The 15,993-nt window shown below is 58.5% G+C and carries 14 protein-coding genes; 4 read left to right on the top strand and 10 right to left on the bottom strand.

Annotated elements, in window-relative coordinates; all coding sequences use genetic code 11:
* Window positions 1–3 precede the first annotated feature (3 nt).
* A complete protein-coding gene (locus tag GWQ29_RS13375; protein WP_131731263.1) occupies window positions 4–993 on the bottom strand; it encodes a luciferase-like monooxygenase in 990 nt (329 codons plus the stop codon).
* A gap of 313 nt (window positions 994–1,306) precedes the next feature.
* Between GWQ29_RS13375 and GWQ29_RS13380 the strand changes: the two genes are divergently transcribed.
* The 3 genes from GWQ29_RS13380 to GWQ29_RS13390 all read left to right on the top strand — a co-directional run bounded on the left by GWQ29_RS13380 (window position 1,307) and on the right by GWQ29_RS13390 (window position 5,262).
* Window positions 1,307–1,747 (top strand): DUF1842 domain-containing protein, encoded by a 441-nt coding sequence (locus GWQ29_RS13380; protein WP_275919621.1) that lies wholly within the window; start codon window positions 1,307–1,309, stop codon window positions 1,745–1,747.
* A 143-nt stretch (window positions 1,748–1,890) separates the two neighbouring features.
* On the top strand, window positions 1,891–4,779 hold the full coding sequence (locus GWQ29_RS13385) for an HD domain-containing phosphohydrolase (RefSeq protein WP_275919622.1): 2,889 nt from the start codon (window positions 1,891–1,893) through the stop codon (window positions 4,777–4,779).
* A gap of 132 nt (window positions 4,780–4,911) precedes the next feature.
* Complete coding sequence (locus GWQ29_RS13390) at window positions 4,912–5,262, top strand: hypothetical protein (protein ID WP_005311687.1); 351 nt, start codon at window positions 4,912–4,914, stop codon at window positions 5,260–5,262.
* A gap of 63 nt (window positions 5,263–5,325) precedes the next feature.
* On the opposite strand, the gene GWQ29_RS13395 is transcribed toward GWQ29_RS13390, so the two are convergent.
* The 5 genes from GWQ29_RS13395 to rplU all read right to left on the bottom strand — a co-directional run bounded on the left by GWQ29_RS13395 (window position 5,326) and on the right by rplU (window position 10,954).
* Window positions 5,326–7,020, bottom strand: a complete 1,695-nt coding sequence (locus GWQ29_RS13395) for an AMP-binding protein (RefSeq protein ID WP_265452237.1) — start codon at window positions 7,018–7,020, stop codon at window positions 5,326–5,328.
* 173 nt (window positions 7,021–7,193) lie between these two features.
* Window positions 7,194–8,564 (bottom strand): YjiH family protein, encoded by a 1,371-nt coding sequence (locus tag GWQ29_RS13400; RefSeq protein ID WP_234593423.1) that lies wholly within the window; start codon window positions 8,562–8,564, stop codon window positions 7,194–7,196.
* 408 nt (window positions 8,565–8,972) lie between these two features.
* The gene (gene cgtA / locus GWQ29_RS13405; RefSeq protein ID WP_265422178.1) at window positions 8,973–10,175 is read right to left on the bottom strand and encodes an Obg family GTPase CgtA; all 1,203 of its coding nucleotides are present in this window, start codon (window positions 10,173–10,175) and stop codon (window positions 8,973–8,975) included.
* Between the two features lie 192 nt (window positions 10,176–10,367).
* Window positions 10,368–10,625, bottom strand: coding sequence for a 50S ribosomal protein L27 (gene rpmA / locus GWQ29_RS13410; RefSeq protein ID WP_005311678.1), 258 nt, complete (start codon window positions 10,623–10,625; stop codon window positions 10,368–10,370).
* 17 nt (window positions 10,626–10,642) lie between these two features.
* Window positions 10,643–10,954 carry a 50S ribosomal protein L21 gene (rplU, locus tag GWQ29_RS13415; protein ID WP_005304210.1) on the bottom strand — a complete coding sequence of 104 codons (312 nt, stop codon included), beginning with the start codon at window positions 10,952–10,954 and terminating at the stop codon, window positions 10,643–10,645.
* A gap of 242 nt (window positions 10,955–11,196) precedes the next feature.
* On the opposite strand from rplU, the gene ispB reads away from it, so the two are divergent.
* A complete protein-coding gene (gene ispB, locus GWQ29_RS13420; RefSeq protein WP_265462381.1) occupies window positions 11,197–12,168 on the top strand; it encodes an octaprenyl diphosphate synthase in 972 nt (323 codons plus the stop codon).
* Between the two features lie 92 nt (window positions 12,169–12,260).
* On the opposite strand, the gene GWQ29_RS13425 is transcribed toward ispB, so the two are convergent.
* The 4 genes from GWQ29_RS13425 to hflX form a co-directional block, all read right to left on the bottom strand.
* The gene (locus GWQ29_RS13425) at window positions 12,261–12,449 is read right to left on the bottom strand and encodes a DUF2065 family protein (protein WP_005311672.1); all 189 of its coding nucleotides are present in this window, start codon (window positions 12,447–12,449) and stop codon (window positions 12,261–12,263) included.
* A gap of 100 nt (window positions 12,450–12,549) precedes the next feature.
* Window positions 12,550–13,434, bottom strand: a complete 885-nt coding sequence (gene hflC, locus GWQ29_RS13430) for a protease modulator HflC (RefSeq protein ID WP_005311670.1) — start codon at window positions 13,432–13,434, stop codon at window positions 12,550–12,552.
* Window positions 13,435–13,437: 3 nt separating this feature from the next.
* Window positions 13,438–14,586, bottom strand: coding sequence for an FtsH protease activity modulator HflK (gene hflK / locus GWQ29_RS13435; RefSeq protein ID WP_131731256.1), 1,149 nt, complete (start codon window positions 14,584–14,586; stop codon window positions 13,438–13,440).
* A 92-nt stretch (window positions 14,587–14,678) separates the two neighbouring features.
* Window positions 14,679–15,965, bottom strand: a complete 1,287-nt coding sequence (hflX, locus tag GWQ29_RS13440; protein ID WP_021138373.1) for a ribosome rescue GTPase HflX — start codon at window positions 15,963–15,965, stop codon at window positions 14,679–14,681.
* Between the last annotated feature and the right edge of the window lie 28 nt (window positions 15,966–15,993).

The following is a 15,993-nucleotide window of genomic DNA, read 5'->3' on the forward strand; positions in this document are numbered from 1 at the left end:
GGATCACAGGCTCTGCATCAGCTCGGCCGCGATCTCGAACGAGCGCAGCCGCGCACCCTGATCGACGATGGGGCCGTTGAACATCAGCTCATCGGCACCCGTCTCGGCCAGCAGCGCCTTGAGTCCGTGACGCACCTGATCGCGATCTCCCACCAGTGAGCGGGCCAGGGTCTGCTCCATCGCCATCAGCTCACGGGGTGACCACTCTTCCCCCAGCTCGGCCACAGGTGCGGGCAGCTTGCCAGCGTCACCCCGGTAGAGACGCAGGAACTGTTGCTGCACAGTGGTGAACTGGAAACGGGCCTCCCGCTCGCTGTCGGCGGCGATCATGTTGATGCAGACCACGGCATAGGGCTTGGGCCAGCGCACCGAGGGGCGGTACTGGGCGCGGTAGATCTCCAGCGCCTGCAACAACAGACCGGGAGCAAAGTGGGAGGCAAAACCAAACGGCAACCCCATAGAAGCGGCAAGCTGGGCACTGTAAAGGCTGGAACCCAGCAGCCAGATGGGCAGATGCAGCCCCTGGCCCGGCACGGCCTGTACCGCCCCTGTCTCGTCACCGAAATAACTCATCAACTCGCGCACATCCGCCGGAAACTCATCCACGTCGCCGCTGCGCTGACGTCGAAGTGCCTGCATGGTGCGCTGATCCGTGCCGGGGGCACGACCCAGTCCAAGATCGATGCGATCAGGGTAAAGCGAAGCCAGGGTGCCAAACTGCTCGGCAATCACCAGCGGTGCATGGTTCGGCAGCATGATGCCGCCGGCGCCCAGTCGCAGGGTCTTGGTGCCCCCCGCCAGATGACCGATCAGCACAGCGGTGGCAGCACTGGCGATGCCCGGCATGTTGTGATGCTCCGCCAGCCAGTAACGCTGATACCCCCAGCGCTCGGCATGCTGGGCCAGGTCCAGCGAACGGCGAAACGACTCGGCCGGGTGGGAGCCTTCGGGCACGGGGACCAGATCGAGCACTGAATAGGGGATGGCAGACATGGGTCACTCCATTGATTTACAGACCAGTAACAAGGGAGGCAATGTAGCACGGGATACCTGAACGAATCACGCGCCAGTCCAACGAATTGACCCTGGCTCTTTGCTGGCAACCGATAATCTAAATCACCGCACCTCCTGAGTTCCCTTAGCCTCCTGCCTTGCCAGGGGTGCTGATGGCGCTATGCCAGCCCGGGCTGAGCGTCAAGTGACAATATCCACAGTTACCCGGTCTGACCGCAAGCGCTAGCATGCTGTGGCTCGTTGTCTGGTTGTGAGCCCAACCTACCCCCTCTTTTTGCAGGAGAATACAGGCATGAATGCAATCACAGACACCAAGACCGGCCTCTTCCTCGCCTCTTTCGAGATCGGCAAATCCATGCCGGGGGCACAGCTACTGCACCTGAACCTGGCAGTCTATACGCCAGGGGAGACAGTCAATGGCGTCGCCCATCTGACCCAGGCAACCAATCCACCGCTCGACATGGCCTCCGAACTGAAAGGCCAATACACCTATATGTGCGTCATGCCCAAGCAGTGCCATATCCTGGTGACTGCGCAGGGCTACCCCATTATCAAATGGCCACAGAGCGGCGGGATCGGGCCGGTGATCCAGCCCAACTTCGAGCTGCGCATGGTGCTCGGGGAAGACTGGAAATCAGGCACGGCCAACTACAAATATCAGGACAATCATCAGGTGTGGCACGAGGTGAAAGACGCCCCCGTCACCCTGGTGCCCGCCGCAGTACTGGCTTGACCCCCTCAAGACGGCCCCGATGGGGCCGTCACGTTTATGCCATATCCTGATATATCTGAACGGGTTATTGTGTTTTCTGCCATCCTGTTGGCACACTGATAGTTGATCGTCTCTGCAATCGCCCGTGTGACAAGGATGTGTCCATGACAAGTGCCAGGCCAGGTCGTAAACCCTTCTATGTGCATATCGCCACCCTTTTCATCCTGCTGTTTACCCTGCTGGGCAGCGCCCTTATCGCGTTGCAATTCCAGCAAGTGGCACGACAGGGACTGGAGTATGAGCGGCAAAATTTCCTGCAATACCGGGAGCAGCTCGCCCTCGCCCTTCAATTGAACGAGCGGCCGGCCCGCATGTCCCTCAGCCTGCTGCGCAGTGGTCAGCTGGCGGCCATGAACAGTCTGGATGCCCGGCTCGGCTACCTGCCACAACTGGCAGAGGTGCTGGCCAACAGCCCCAGTTATGGTGCCGTCTATGCCGGCTACGCGGATGGTGACTTCTTCCTGGTGCGCAAGTTGACCGAGCGGGCCCGAGCCCAACTGGACAGGGTCCCAGCGGCCAGCACCTTGCTGGTGCAGAGCCTGCACCAGGGCAAGGGGGAGTTTCTCTACTTCGACCAGCGGCTGACCCTGCTCGAGCGCCGGGCCATGCCTCAATACCAGTTTGATCCCCGCAGCCGCGACTGGTACAAGCAGGCACGCTGGCGTTCAGGCATCGCCACCACCCATCCCTATCTCTTCTTTACCACCAAGGAGCCAGGCATGACACTGGCGGTGGAAAGCGACAACAGAAGGGCAGTGATCGGGTTGGATACCAGCGTCGAGGGACTGTCGGCCCTGATCGGTGAACTGCGGTTGCCAGAGCAGAGTCAGGTGGTTCTGTTCGACGAATACGCCACTCTGCTTGCCACGGATCCCAAACAGCTTCCCAGCTTCGAGCAACTGAGCCAGCTGCCCCTGCTGTCAGTGCTGTCCCATCCCGTGCTGACCCAGCTGCAGCAACAGGTCACCAGCCAACCCGCCTTGCTGAGCAGCCCGGTGGAGCTGAATCTGACCGCCGCCGATCAGAGTGACTGGCTGGTCAATCTCTCTCCCCTCGGTGAGGGATCCCCCTTTTATATCGCCTTGCTGGTCTCGGCCGACCTGCTCTACCAGCAGGCTCGCAACGAAGCGCTGATCAACCTCGGCTGGGCACTGGCAGGTTTGCTGCTGCTGTTGCCGGTGATCTGGCTGGTCTCCCGCCGCACCGCGACCCCCCTGCTGGCCCTGACTCAAGAGGCGGAGCGGATCCAGCACTTCGACTTCGGCGAGAGCCGGGTGCCGGAATCGGCGATCCGCGAGATCGACGATCTGGCCCGTACCATGTCCGGCATGCGACTGACCCTGGGCAACTTCATGAACATGGGCCGGGCACTGGCGGCGGAACACCGCTTCGACTCCCTGCTCAGTCGCATACTGCACGAGACCATAGCCGCCGTACAGGCCGAGGGGGGCTGCCTCTACCTGGCGCAAGAGCAGAGCATGGTGGCCGTCCAGGCGCTCTGGCGGCAACAGCCTCTGCCTGCCGACCAGGCCCCCTGGCAGGAGGCGCTGCTCGGCAAGCTGGCTCATGGCGAGCGGCTCACTCTGGCCATCGACGAACGGGGCTGGCAGCAACATCTGGCGAGCTGGGGTCCCTTCCCCGGCCCTTGCCAGCTTGTCGCCGAGCCACTGTGCAATCATCGACAGGAGCTGATCGGCTGCCTGCTGTTGATCCTGCCCGGCTGCTCTGCCCGCGAACTGGCCTCGCGCATCAGCCTGATCGAGGCGCTGGCAGGCACGTCTGCTTCCGCCATCGAGAACCAGCGCCTGCTGGAGGAGCAGAAACAGCTGCTGGAGTCCTTCATCGAGCTGATGGCAGGGGCCATCGATGCCAAGAGTCCCTACACGGGTGGCCACTGCCAGCGGGTACCCGAGCTGACCCGGATGCTGACCGAAGCGGCCTGTGCCCAGCAGCAGGGCCCCTTCGCCGACTTTCGACTCAATGAAGAGGAGTGGGAGGCCATTCACATCGCGAGCTGGCTGCACGACTGCGGCAAGGTCACCACGCCGGAGTTTGTGGTCGACAAGGCCACCAAGCTGGAGACTATCTACGATCGGATCCACGAGATCCGTACCCGCTTCGAAGTGCTCAAACGCGACGCCTATATCGAGGTGCTGGCGGCCCGTCTGCCGGCGTCAGAACGGGAAGCGGCAAGAGCGGAGGTGGCGCCACGCTGGAGTACCCTGGATCAGGAGTTCGCCTTCGTCGCCGAGTGCAACCTGGGCGGGGAATGGATGGCACCGGAGAAGCTGACACGGCTCGATGCCATCGCCAACCGCACCTGGTTGCGCACCCTGGACGACAGGCTCGGCATCAGCCGGGAGGAACTCAAGCTGCACCAGAACGAACCGGCCCCCCATTTGCCCTGTATCGAGCCACTGCTGGCTGACAAGACAGTCCACCTCATACCCCGCCCCGTCCACGACAGCCTGGATGAGCGCAATCCCTGGGGCTTCAAGGTCAGGGTGCCAACCTATCTCTACAACCGTGGAGAACGGTACAACCTGGCCATCGGCCGCGGCACCCTCACAGAAGAGGAGCGCTACAAGATCAACGAGCACATCATCCAGACCATCCGCATGCTGGAGCGGCTCCCCTTCCCACGCCATTTGCGCAATGTGCCCGAGATCGCCGGTGGACATCATGAGCGCATGGACGGCAAGGGTTACCCCCGCCAGTTGCTGGGGCAACAGATGAGCATCCCGGCCCGCATCATGGCCATCGCCGACATCTTCGAGGCGCTGACCGCCAGCGATCGCCCCTACAAGTCGGGCAAGACGGTGGCTCAATCCCTGGCCATCATGCAGAACATGGTGCGTGAGCAGCACATAGACCCGGCGCTGTTTGCCCTGTTCGTCAGCAGTGGTATCTGGCGCGACTATGCCGAGCGTTTCCTGGCGCCGGAACAGCTGGACCAGGTGGATGAAGAGGCTCTGCTGGCCACACAGGCATAGACAGGGTTCATATTTTCTTACATTTGTATGCTGGTTTGGGCAGGCACGCTTGGTTATAACTGTGCCCTACAGCGAAGGGGGAGCAAAAGACTCCCCCTCACTCTTTATCACACCACATGGTTCAGGTTATTTATGTCAAAACATCTCATCATGCTGGGCGCGCTGGCGCTGTCCGGCTGCGCCCTGTTGTCGCCACCCCCGCCCACCGTTACCCCTGTCCATCTGGCCGATGCCAGCCAGCGGGGTTTCTATATCGAGTGCAGCAGCATGACGGCCTGCTTCCAGCAGGCCAACCAGACCTGCCCCCAGGGCTACAAGGAGACGGATCGTCGTCAGCAGACGCTCTACTCCACCCAGTACACAACGGGCAGCTATGACGAAGAGAAGAAGATCTACAAGGCGGGCACACCCCACCGCATCGCCAATACTGTCCATTCGTTGACCATTCAGTGCCCAAAGGATGTGAGCATCACGCCGCGCTAGCAGCCTGCTGGCAACAACGAACAAAGGGCCCGAGGGCCCTTTTCTCATCGCGGTAACACCACCTCAGCGCGTCGCCTCGGCATGCTGGCGGGCCAGCTCGCGGGTCATGGCCTCCCGCATCTTGAACTTCTGCAGCTTGCCTGTCACCGTCATGGGGTACTCCTCCACGAAACGTATGTATCTTGGCACCTTGAAGTAGGCGATGCGGGCCGAGAGGAAGTGCTTGATCTCCTCCTCGCTGACCATCTGATCCGGCCTCAGCTTGACCCAGGCACAGACCTCCTCCCCGTAACGCTCGCTGTCGACACCGAACACGGCGGCATCCTGCACCGCAGGATGATCGTAGAGCCGATCCTCTATCTCGCGGGGATAGATGTTCTCGCCACCGCGGATGATCAGTTCCTTGCTGCGCCCCACTATCTGCACATAGCCCTCTTCATCCATGATGCCGATATCACCCGAATGCAACCAGCCTTCATCATCTATGGTTTCCGCCGTCTTGACCGGGTCCTGCCAGTAACCCTGCATCACTCCCTTGCTGCGGCAGCAGATCTCACCCCGCTCGCCAATGGGCACCAATTCGCCGCTCGGGTCAATCAGCTTGATCTCGGTGTGGTCAAGGGCGCGGCCCACAGTGGTGACCCGCTTGTCCAGCGGCGCATCGATGGCGGTCATGTGATTGATGGGGCTGCACTCGGTCTGACCATAGGCGATGGTCACCTCTGTCATGTGCATCAGGGTCTGCACCTTGCGCATCAAGGGCTCGGGGCAAATCGCCCCGGCCATGATGCCGGTACGCAGGGAGGAGAGATCAAACTCAGCAAAGCCGGGCAGCTCCAGCTCGGCGATGAACATGGTCGGCACACCATGCAAGGCGGTGCAGCGCTCCTCGCTCACCGTCTGCAGGGTCGCCACAGGATCGAACGCTTCCGATGGAAACAGGGCGCAGGCCCCCACACTGATGCACACCAGATTGCCAAGCACCATGCCAAAACAATGATAGAGCGGCACGGGTATGCAGAGCCTGTCCTGCTCGCTGAACGCCATGCCCCGCGCCACCTGCCGGCCGTTGTTGAGTATGTTGCCATGGCTCAGGGTCGCGCCCTTGGGGCTGCCCGTGGTACCCGAGGTGAACTGGATGTTGATGGCATCATCCGGTTTGAGGGTAGCCACCACCCGGGCAAGCCAGGCCGGATCCTGCGCATCCCCCAGGGCCTGCACGGCGCTGAAGTTCAGCATACCCGGCGTTTGCGCCTCCCCGAGCCGGATCACCATTTCCAGGCTCTGCAAGCGGGCGCTGACCAGCTGCCCCGGCGGCGAGCTTGCAAGCTCGGGGGCCAGCTCATTGAGCATGGCGAGATAGTCGCTTCCCTTGAAGGCACTGGCACAGATGAGGGCGCGGCAACCCACATTATTGATGGCAAACTCCAGCTCGTAGTTGCGATAGGCTGGGTTGATGCAGACCATGATGGCGCCGATGCGGGCCGTGGCGAACTGCACCAGGCACCACTCTATGTTGTTTGGCGACCAGATGCCGACCCTGTCCCCCGGCTGGATGCCTAGCGCCAGCAAGCCCAGTGCCAGCCTGTCTATCTGGATGAGGTATTCACGGTAGCTCCAGCGGATCTGCTGGTGACGCACTACAACGGCGGGACGGTCGGGGAAACGTTCGGCTATCTCTTGCAGATATTCGCCAATGGTCTGGTAAAGCAAGGGCTGGTCGCAAGGACCGGTCCGGTAGCTGAGCAGTGAGGTCATGGGGTGACTCCTGGCCACGTTCGATTTGAATTGCCTACTGCTCGGCTGGCACGCTTTTTTCAGCTTGTTACGTTAATGTAAAAACCATCCATTAAAAAGACTCACTTTGGTCTAATACTCACCATAAAAAACGGCCAACCCAAGTTGACCGTTTTAGATCCCAGACTCTTGCCTTAGAACAGCAGATGCGCCACACCGGCAATGACCGGCAGGGTCACCAGGGTGCGCAGCAGGAAGATGACAAACAGCTCCCACAGCTTGACCGGGATCTTGCTGCCCAGCAGCAGGGCGCCCACTTCCGACATATAGATGAGCTGGGTGACCGACATGGCGGCAATCACGAAGCGGGTGATGTCGCTCTCTATGGTCGAGGCCAGCACGGCCGGGATGAACATGTCGGCAAAACCGACCATGATGGTCCTGGAGGCGGCCTCGGCCTCCGGCAGTTGCAGCAGCTCCAGCAAGGGAACAAATGGCGCACCCAGCCAGTTGAAGATGGGGGTATGCTCGGCCAGCATCAGGGCACAGGTGCCGATCGCCATCACCACCGGCAACACGCCAAACACCATGTCCAGCGCATTCTTCACCCCTTCCCGCGCGACCGCACCAAGATCGGTGACACTCTCCGCCTTGGTCAGTGCACGCTCATAGCCATAGCTCATCACGCTGTGCTGATGGGGCACTGACTCCTGCTTGCGGCACAGGGGAGTACCATCGGCATAGATGTCCTTCTTCCAGGAGAGCGGCGGCAGGCGCGGTACCACTATGGCGGCGACCACACCCGCCAGACAGACAGTCAGGTAGAAGGGAACGAACATATGCTCCAGCTTCACCTGGGAGATCACCACCAGGCAGAAGGTGATGGAGACAGCTGAGAAGGTGGTGCCGATGACGGCGGCTTCACGCTGGGTATAGAACTTGCCCTCATACTGCTTGCTGGTCAGCAGAATGCCAACGCTGCCATCCCCCAGCCAGGAGGCGAAGCAATCCACGGCGGAGCGCCCCGGCAAACGAAACACAGGGCGCATGATGCGGGTCATCATGGTGCCGACAAACTCCAGCAGACCGAAATCCAGCAGCAGAGGCAACAACAGACCGGCGAAGATGAACACCGAGAACAGCACAGGCAGCAGATCATGCAGTACCAGACCGCCGGTAGCACCGGAACGCAGCACCTCTGGCCCCACATTGAAGAAGGTCAGCAGCACGAACACGCCACCCAGTACCCGCACACAGGCCCAGAAAGGGGAGACGTTGAACAGACTGTTGAGGAAAGGGCGACGCACCAGGATCGCTGGCTTGAACAACCAGGCGATCAGCGTCATCAGCATTGTGGTGGTAATGATGGCACTGACCATGGCCACCAGATAATCGGCAAATACCGTTTGCACCAGCTTCGCCAGCACGGCAACCGGAATGGTGACGTTCTCGTCATAGATGACGGGGGTCATGAACAGCAGGATCCCGATGAGTGACGGGACCAGGAACATCAGCACGTTGCGACGAGTATTGAGCGCAGGCGCTTGCAGAGTCTTTTCCAGCATGGTCTACAGCCTTAATGTTACTTTTCCTTAGCCAGGTCAACTTGCATATTCATGCTCTCGCCCGACAAAACGGGCGCAAGAATACTCCAAAAAAATGCACAAACAAGCCCTTAATGGATCATTTCAAGCATAAATATTTTTGCAGGCGAACCTTCCATAAGAACGACCTCAAACAGATACGCATATCAATTCATTACAAATAGTTAGCGCATTGTTTCAACAAGGTTACATTCAGGTGCGCAGTATAATCCGTTGCGGTTGGCAGGCAATAAGTGACATAAGAAATATATCTATGTGGTGATCCGATCGATCCAGATGCTCCCCATAAAAAACCGGAGCCTGTTGCCAGGCTCCGGTTTTTCTCATCGGTGGGCAGAGGAGCCGCACCGATCAGGCAGGACAGAGTGATCAGTCACGAACATAGATGACTTCAACGCCATCATCTTCGTCATCATCCCAGTCTTCCTCATCCAGCCCCTCATCGAAAGCCATGGAGGCGGCCAGCGCTTCGGCTTCGGCTTGGGCCAGCTGGTTCTTGTGGTAGTCATCCCACTTGAACTCCACCTTCTCGATGGCGTCCCTGGCATCTTCCGCCAGTTGGCGAGGCATGGTATCCAGCAGATCCAGGATGTCGTAGCACACCTTCTTGGTGCCTTCCTTGCTGATGGCGGAGATCTGGTAGACGGGGCCTTCGTAGGCCAGCGCAGTCTTGACGCGTTCCATCACCTCGAGCGCCTCTTCTTCCAGGATCAGATCCATCTTGTTGAACACCAACCAGCGCGGCTTGCCAGCCAGCTCAGGGCTGTATTTTTCCAGCTCCTTGACGATAGTCACGGCATTCTCGGCAGGATCCGAGTCATCAACCGGGCAGATGTCCACCAGGTGGATCAAGACACGGCAGCGCTCGAGATGCTTGAGGAAGCGGATACCCAGACCAGCACCTTCGGCGGCACCTTCGATCAGACCTGGAATGTCGGCTATCACGAAGGAGCGGGAGTTCTCGCCACGCACCACACCCAGGTTCGGCACCAGAGTAGTGAAGGGGTAATCGGCTACCTTGGGACGAGCGGCGGACACGGCACGGATAAAGGTGGACTTGCCAGCATTGGGCAGACCCAGCATGCCGACATCGGCCAGCAGCAGCAGTTCCAGCTTCAGAGTACGCACTTCACCCGGCGTACCGCTGCTCTTCTGGCGCGGAGCCCGGTTGACGGAGCTCTTGAAGCGGGTGTTGCCCAGACCGTGGAAGCCGCCTTTGGCGACCAGCAGCTTCTGACCATGGTGAGTGAGATCACCCAGTAGTTCGCCTGTGTCTTCATCGCTGGCACGGGTGCCGACCGGCACACGCAGTATCCTGTCCTTGCCGCGACGACCGGTACAGTTGGCACTCTGGCCATTCTCACCGCGCTCGGCCGCGTGGAAACGCTCGAAACGGTAGTCGATCAGGGTATTGAGGTTTTCGTCGGCAATCAGATAGACATCGCCACCGTCACCACCGTCACCTCCATCCGGGCCGCCGTTCGGGATGTACTTTTCACGGCGAAAGCTCACACAACCGTTACCACCGTCACCGGCATCGACTCGAATCTGGACTTCATCAACAAACTTCATAGGTAACCGTCACCTTAATTCGAAAAACCGATACGCAATTATAGTGGTACAGGCCCCTGCGGGCGATACGCATCTTAGCGATGAATGCCCCGTGCAACACCAGGCACATCTACGTTCCGTTTTTTCGTAAACTGCGTCAGAAAAACAAAAGCCCCGCCTGTTGGCGGGGCTTCGGATCCTTGCGGTCCGTAATTACTCAGCAACGATGCTAACGTACTTACGATTCAGCGGACCTTTAACTTCGAACAGGATCTTGCCAGTCGCTTTCGCGTACAGGGTGTGATCCGTGCCCAGACCAACGTTGGTGCCAGCGTGGAACTTGGTACCACGTTGACGAACGATGATGCTGCCTGCCAGAACTGTTTCGCCGCCGAAACGCTTAACGCCAAGGCGTTTAGCTTCAGAATCGCGACCGTTGCGGGATGAACCGCCAGCTTTTTTGTGTGCCATTTATCGGACTCCTCTAATTAAGCGCTGATGCCAGTGATTTTGACTTCAGTGAACCACTGACGGTGGCCCGCTTGCTTACGATGGTGCTTACGACGACGGAACTTGACGATAGTCACTTTCTCGCCACGGCCGTGAGCCACAACTTCAGCTACAACCTTGCCACCTTCAACGAAAGGAGCACCTACTTTAAAAGTGTCGCCTGCAGCAACCATCAGAACTTCATTGAAGTCGATAGTAGCGCCAGTCTCAACGTTCAGCTTTTCCAGACGAACGATTTGACCTTCGGCCACACGGTGTTGTTTTCCGCCGCTTTGGAATACCGCGTACATTTGATTAACTCCGTAAAGGCGTGTCTTTTGCTCAAGGCCAGACACGCGCAAAAACCTATAACAATGGGCCGGCATTCTACGCAAATCGATTTGCTCAGGCAAGGCCAATTTAGCAAAAAGTTTATTTTGTGCGCATATCTGCCGCCGTGAATAAACGCTTAACTGTAACCCATTGTGAAATCGTGTAGAATCCCCGCCATTACTAAAACCGCAGTTATTGCTGCCGTCACGTTACGAGACTTATGGACCAACAGACTATCCGTGCGCTCTGTGCTGCCGACATGACGGCGGTGAATGAACTGATCCTGGCGAGACTTCAGTCCGATGTCAGCCTGATCAACCAGCTGGGTTTCTATATTGTCAGTGCAGGCGGAAAACGGATGCGCCCCATGCTGACAGTGATGGCCGCCCGCGCACTGGGATACGAAGGTCAGGATCATCTCAAACTCGCCGCCATCATCGAATTCATTCATACCTCTACCCTGCTGCACGACGACGTGGTCGACGAATCCGATCTGCGCCGTGGCCGGGAGACCGCCAATGCGCTGTTTGGCAATGCTGCCAGCGTGCTGGTCGGCGACTACCTCTACAGCCGCTCCTTCCAGATGATGAGCGAGCTTTCCAACCTGCGAGTGATGGAGATCCTGTCGGATGCCACCAATACCATCGCAGAGGGGGAAGTATTGCAGCTGATGAACTGCAACGATCCGGACACCACGGAACAGAGCTACATGACGGTCATCTACTGCAAGACCGCCAAACTGTTCGAGGCCGCCACCCGCCTCGCGGCCGTGCTGACCCATCAGCCCGAGCCCGTCGAGCAGGCCATGACCGACTACGGCAAGTATCTGGGTACCGCCTTCCAGATCATCGACGACGTCATGGACTACTGCTCCCAGAGCGATGAGATGGGCAAGAACGTCGGTGACGATCTGGCCGAAGGCAAGCCTACCCTGCCGCTGCTGCGGGCCATGGAAGTGGGCTCACCCGAAGAGCGCCAGCTGGTGCGTGATGCCATCGAGCATCGCAATGGCATGGAACATCTCGACCGGATTCTCGGGATTCTCGACCGCACCGGTGCGCTGGAGTACTCCCGCATGCGTGCCAGAGAAGAGGCTGACAAGGCCATTGCCGCCCTCGCCATCTTGCCGGACTCCCAGCACAAGCAGGCGCTGGAAACCCTGGCCCAGATGGCGGTACAACGCAGCGCCTGAGTCAGCGATATCTGCTGTTACATAAAAAAAGAGGCCAAAGGCCTCTTTTTTATTGTCTGCGCCGCAATGGAACTCAGAGCCAGCCACATGATTCAGTGACCCAGCATCCAGAGGATGACGGCGCCCGCCACCACCAGAGATCCACCGATACGGCGCAGTTGTTCCGGTGGCTGTTCGCTCAGCAACCGCAGCATCTGTTGCCAGGCTTTGGGCATCAGCAAGGGGCCCAGCCCTTCAAACAGCAATAGCAGCCCCAATCCCATCAGAATGGATGTCAGCATCCCCGCTCCTTGCACAAAAAGCCGCCCGTATCGGCGGTTAGTCTCATGCATAAAGCAAAAGGGCCTGAATCATCAGGCCCTTTGGTCTTATGCTTGTCTCTTACTGCTTGGTGCCGTGAGGAGACTTGAGGTAGCGGAAAAACTCGCTGTCTGGTTTGAGTACCATCAGGTCGTTGCCACCGGCAAAACTCTTGCGATAGGCCTCCATACTACGCACGAAGCTGAAAAACTCGGGGTCTTTCTTGTAGCTGTCGGCATAGATCTTGGCGGCTTCAGCATCCCCTTCACCACGCAGTTGACGCGCATTACTCTCGGCATCGGCGATCATGACGGTCACCTTGCGGTCGATGTCGGCACGCAGGATTTCGGCCTGCTCGCGACCCTGGGAGCGATGCTCACGGGCCACGGCCGTCCGTTCGGCACGCATCCGCTGATAGATGGAGCTGGAGACTTCCACCGGCAGGTTGATCTGCTTGATCCGCACATCAACTACCTTGATGCCGAGCTCGGAGGAGCGCGCCATCTTCATCAGGGCATCTTCCATCACGGTACTGCGCTCACCGGAGACGATGTCCTTGATGGTGCGGTTACCGATCTCGGAGCGCAGACCGTTGTTGATCTTGCGCTTGAGCAGGTCTTCGGCCTGGATCTTGTTGCCACCACCCGTTGCCAGGTAGTACTTGGAGAAGTCCTCAATCTTCCACTTCACGTAGGAGTCGATGATGAGATCTTTCTTCTCGGAGGTCACGAAGCGATCCGCCTGGCCTTCCAGGGTCTGGATGCGAGCATCCATCTTGCGAACCTGATCGATGAGCGGCACCTTGAAGTGCAAACCGGGCTCATAAAGCCGCGGCTCGCCAGATTCAACCCGCTTCACCTTGCCAAACTGGACGACAATCCCCTTCTGACCTTCATCAATGATAAAGATGGAAGAGAAGCAGACCATGGCGGCTACAGCGATGACACCAATAGCTATTTTTTTCATCTATTAGTTTCTCCCTGAGCTGAAACGGTCACCGCTACGCAGCGGGGTCGGTGTGGAATTGGCCCCTTCGTTGGACGGCGGCGTCGATTCCACCACTGACGTGCCAGCCGGACGAGCCGGTTGCGCTGCAGTTGCTTTACCAGACAACTTGTCGAGAGGCAGATAGATCATGCTGTTGTTACCAGCGGGCATGTCAACCAGCACCTTGTTGGCCTGTTGATAGAGCTCTTCCATCGTTTCCAGATAGATACGCTCACGGGTCAATTCAGGTGCGGCCTGATACTGGGGCAGCAACTCGTTGAAGCGAGCCACTTCACCCTTGGCCTTCAGCACTATCTGGGACTTGTAACCTTCAGCTTCCTGCTCCAGACGCTTGACCGAGCCGCGAGCTTTTGGCTCAACTTCACGGGCATAGGCTTCTGCTTCACGAATGAAACGCTGCTCATCTTCCTGGGCGGAAATGGCATCATCGAAGGCATCTTTTACCTCTTCAGGCGGACGAGCCGGCAGGAAGTTGACGTCGACGATCTGAAGACCCATCTGATACGGTTCAATGATGCCGTCGATCACTTGCCAGGTTTCCTGACGGACCTTTTCCCGACCTGTGGTCAGGACATCGTCCATCCGGGTGTGGCCCACTACATAGCGCAGGGCGCTATCGGTGGCCTGACCCAGGCTCTCGTCAGCATTGGTGACGCTGAACAGATACTGCTCGGGATCGACCACGCGATACTGCACGTCCATTTCGACACGCACTACGTTTTCGTCCTGAGTCAGCATGAAGCCGGAGGCGGGCAGCGAGCGTACAGACTCGACGTCCACCGGGATCACCCGGTCGATGAAGGTCGGTTTCCAGCGCAGGCCCGGATCCACGTTATGGGAATACTCCCCAAAACGCAGCACCACACCCCGCTCTGCTTCGCGAATGGTATAGAAGCCGCTGACGACCCACACCACCACAGCAACCACCAAAGCGATAGAGAGACCAAAACGGCCCATCTCGCCACCTGACTTGCCACCACCCAGTAAACCACCAAAACGGCGGCTTACCTTGCGCAACATCTCGTCCAGATCAGGGGGTCCCTGATTCTTGCCGTTGTTCCCCCAAGGGTCACGGTCTTTGCCGTTGTTTCCAGGCTCATTCCAAGCCATCAGCATCTCCATTAATACAAGCGGATGGATATCAACTCTATCTGGCCATCAATCATTGATGAAGCCTGCAAACATTCATCTTCATCGACGAATCAATGCCTGATAAAGCGTTGTAAATTCTCGCCTTCCTGTTTCACGAGGCGGTTCCAGTCGGCCAGTTGCAGGCGAACTTGCAACACAAAATCCCCCTCCTCGCTGAAACCTTCCTGCTCAATGCCTTTGAGACGATAGAGCGCACTTCGCAATCTGGCGGCCGAAGGGGGTAACTGCAAGGTGTGATGCACCATGGATCCGGCCAGCAACTCGGTCAGGGCCGTAAACAGGTATTCACAGCCTTCACCGCTCTGGGCAGACAACCAGAGTCGCACCGGGCGCCCCTCATCATCCCGCTCCAGACCAGCCGGACGATCCGCCAGCTTGTCTATCTTGTTACAGATCATCAGCTGGGGCCTGTCATCGGCCTCAATTTCGGCCAACACCTGCTGTACCGAATCGATATTCTCTTGCATCTGTTCGTCGGCACAATCCACCACGTGCAGCAACAAGTCCGCTTCGCGGGTCTCCTGCAGCGTCGCTTTGAAAGCTGCGACCAGATCATGGGGCAAGTGCCGAATAAATCCAACTGTATCCGCCAGAATCACATCACCCACATCCCGGATCACCAATTTACGCAAGGTGGGATCCAGTGTTGCGAACAATTGATCGGCAGCATACACGCTGGCAGCTGTAAGTTGGTTGAACAAAGTGGATTTTCCGGCGTTGGTGTAACCCACCAGTGACACGGTCGGTACCTCATTGCGGTTACGGGCACGACGGCCCTGTTCCCGCTGTTTGGCCACTTTGTCGAGCCGACGCAAAATTGCCTTGATGCGCTCACGCAACAGGCGACGGTCGGTTTCCAGCTGGGTTTCACCCGGGCCGCGCAGACCGATCCCGCCCTTCTGACGTTCAAGGTGGGTCCAGCCTCGCACCAGGCGAGTAGAAAGATGGCGTAACTGGGCGAGTTCGACTTGCAACTTGCCTTCGTGGGTTCGGGCGCGCTGGGCAAAGATATCCAGGATCAGGCCGGTTCTGTCCACGACACGGCACTGGAACAGGCGTTCCAGATTGCGTTCCTGGGCAGGGGTCAGAGCATGGTTGAAGATCACCACGTCTGCGCCCAACATCTGCACCTGGGACGCGATCTCTTCAGCCTTGCCGCTGCCGACAAAGAGTTTGGCGCTAGGGGCACTGCGGTTGGTGGTCACCACCCCCAGTGCATTGACGCCAGCCGAGCTCACCAACATCTTGAGCTCTTCCAGATCCTCCCGCTCCCCCTCATCACTGAAGTTGACGTGCACCAGAACGGCCTGTTCGCCGGCTTCATAACGGTCAAACAAGCGCTTGCTCCTTGACAGGAATCATGAC

This window comes from Aeromonas sp. 2HA2, from assembly GCF_029237345.1.
GTDB lineage: Bacteria > Pseudomonadota > Gammaproteobacteria > Enterobacterales > Aeromonadaceae > Aeromonas > Aeromonas salmonicida.

Excerpts from the sequence above, each read along its gene's own strand:
- GWQ29_RS13390 (WP_005311687.1), top strand. The coding sequence starts at position 4,912 with ATGTCAAAACATCTCATCATGCTGGGCGCGCTGGCGCTGTCCGGCTGC.
- GWQ29_RS13400 (WP_234593423.1), bottom strand. The coding sequence starts at position 8,564 with ATGCTGGAAAAGACTCTGCAAGCGCCTGCGCTCAATACTCGTCGCAAC.
- GWQ29_RS13375 (WP_131731263.1), bottom strand. The coding sequence starts at position 993 with ATGTCTGCCATCCCCTATTCAGTGCTCGATCTGGTCCCCGTGCCCGAA.
- hflC (WP_005311670.1), bottom strand. The coding sequence starts at position 13,434 with ATGAAAAAAATAGCTATTGGTGTCATCGCTGTAGCCGCCATGGTCTGC.
- GWQ29_RS13385 (WP_275919622.1), top strand. The coding sequence starts at position 1,891 with ATGACAAGTGCCAGGCCAGGTCGTAAACCCTTCTATGTGCATATCGCC.
- GWQ29_RS13425 (WP_005311672.1), bottom strand. The coding sequence starts at position 12,449 with ATGCTGACATCCATTCTGATGGGATTGGGGCTGCTATTGCTGTTTGAA.
- cgtA (WP_265422178.1), bottom strand. The coding sequence starts at position 10,175 with ATGAAGTTTGTTGATGAAGTCCAGATTCGAGTCGATGCCGGTGACGGT.
- hflK (WP_131731256.1), bottom strand. The coding sequence starts at position 14,586 with ATGGCTTGGAATGAGCCTGGAAACAACGGCAAAGACCGTGACCCTTGG.
- rpmA (WP_005311678.1), bottom strand. The coding sequence starts at position 10,625 with ATGGCACACAAAAAAGCTGGCGGTTCATCCCGCAACGGTCGCGATTCT.
- ispB (WP_265462381.1), top strand. The coding sequence starts at position 11,197 with ATGGACCAACAGACTATCCGTGCGCTCTGTGCTGCCGACATGACGGCG.
- GWQ29_RS13395 (WP_265452237.1), bottom strand. The coding sequence starts at position 7,020 with ATGACCTCACTGCTCAGCTACCGGACCGGTCCTTGCGACCAGCCCTTG.
- rplU (WP_005304210.1), bottom strand. The coding sequence starts at position 10,954 with ATGTACGCGGTATTCCAAAGCGGCGGAAAACAACACCGTGTGGCCGAA.
- GWQ29_RS13380 (WP_275919621.1), top strand. The coding sequence starts at position 1,307 with ATGAATGCAATCACAGACACCAAGACCGGCCTCTTCCTCGCCTCTTTC.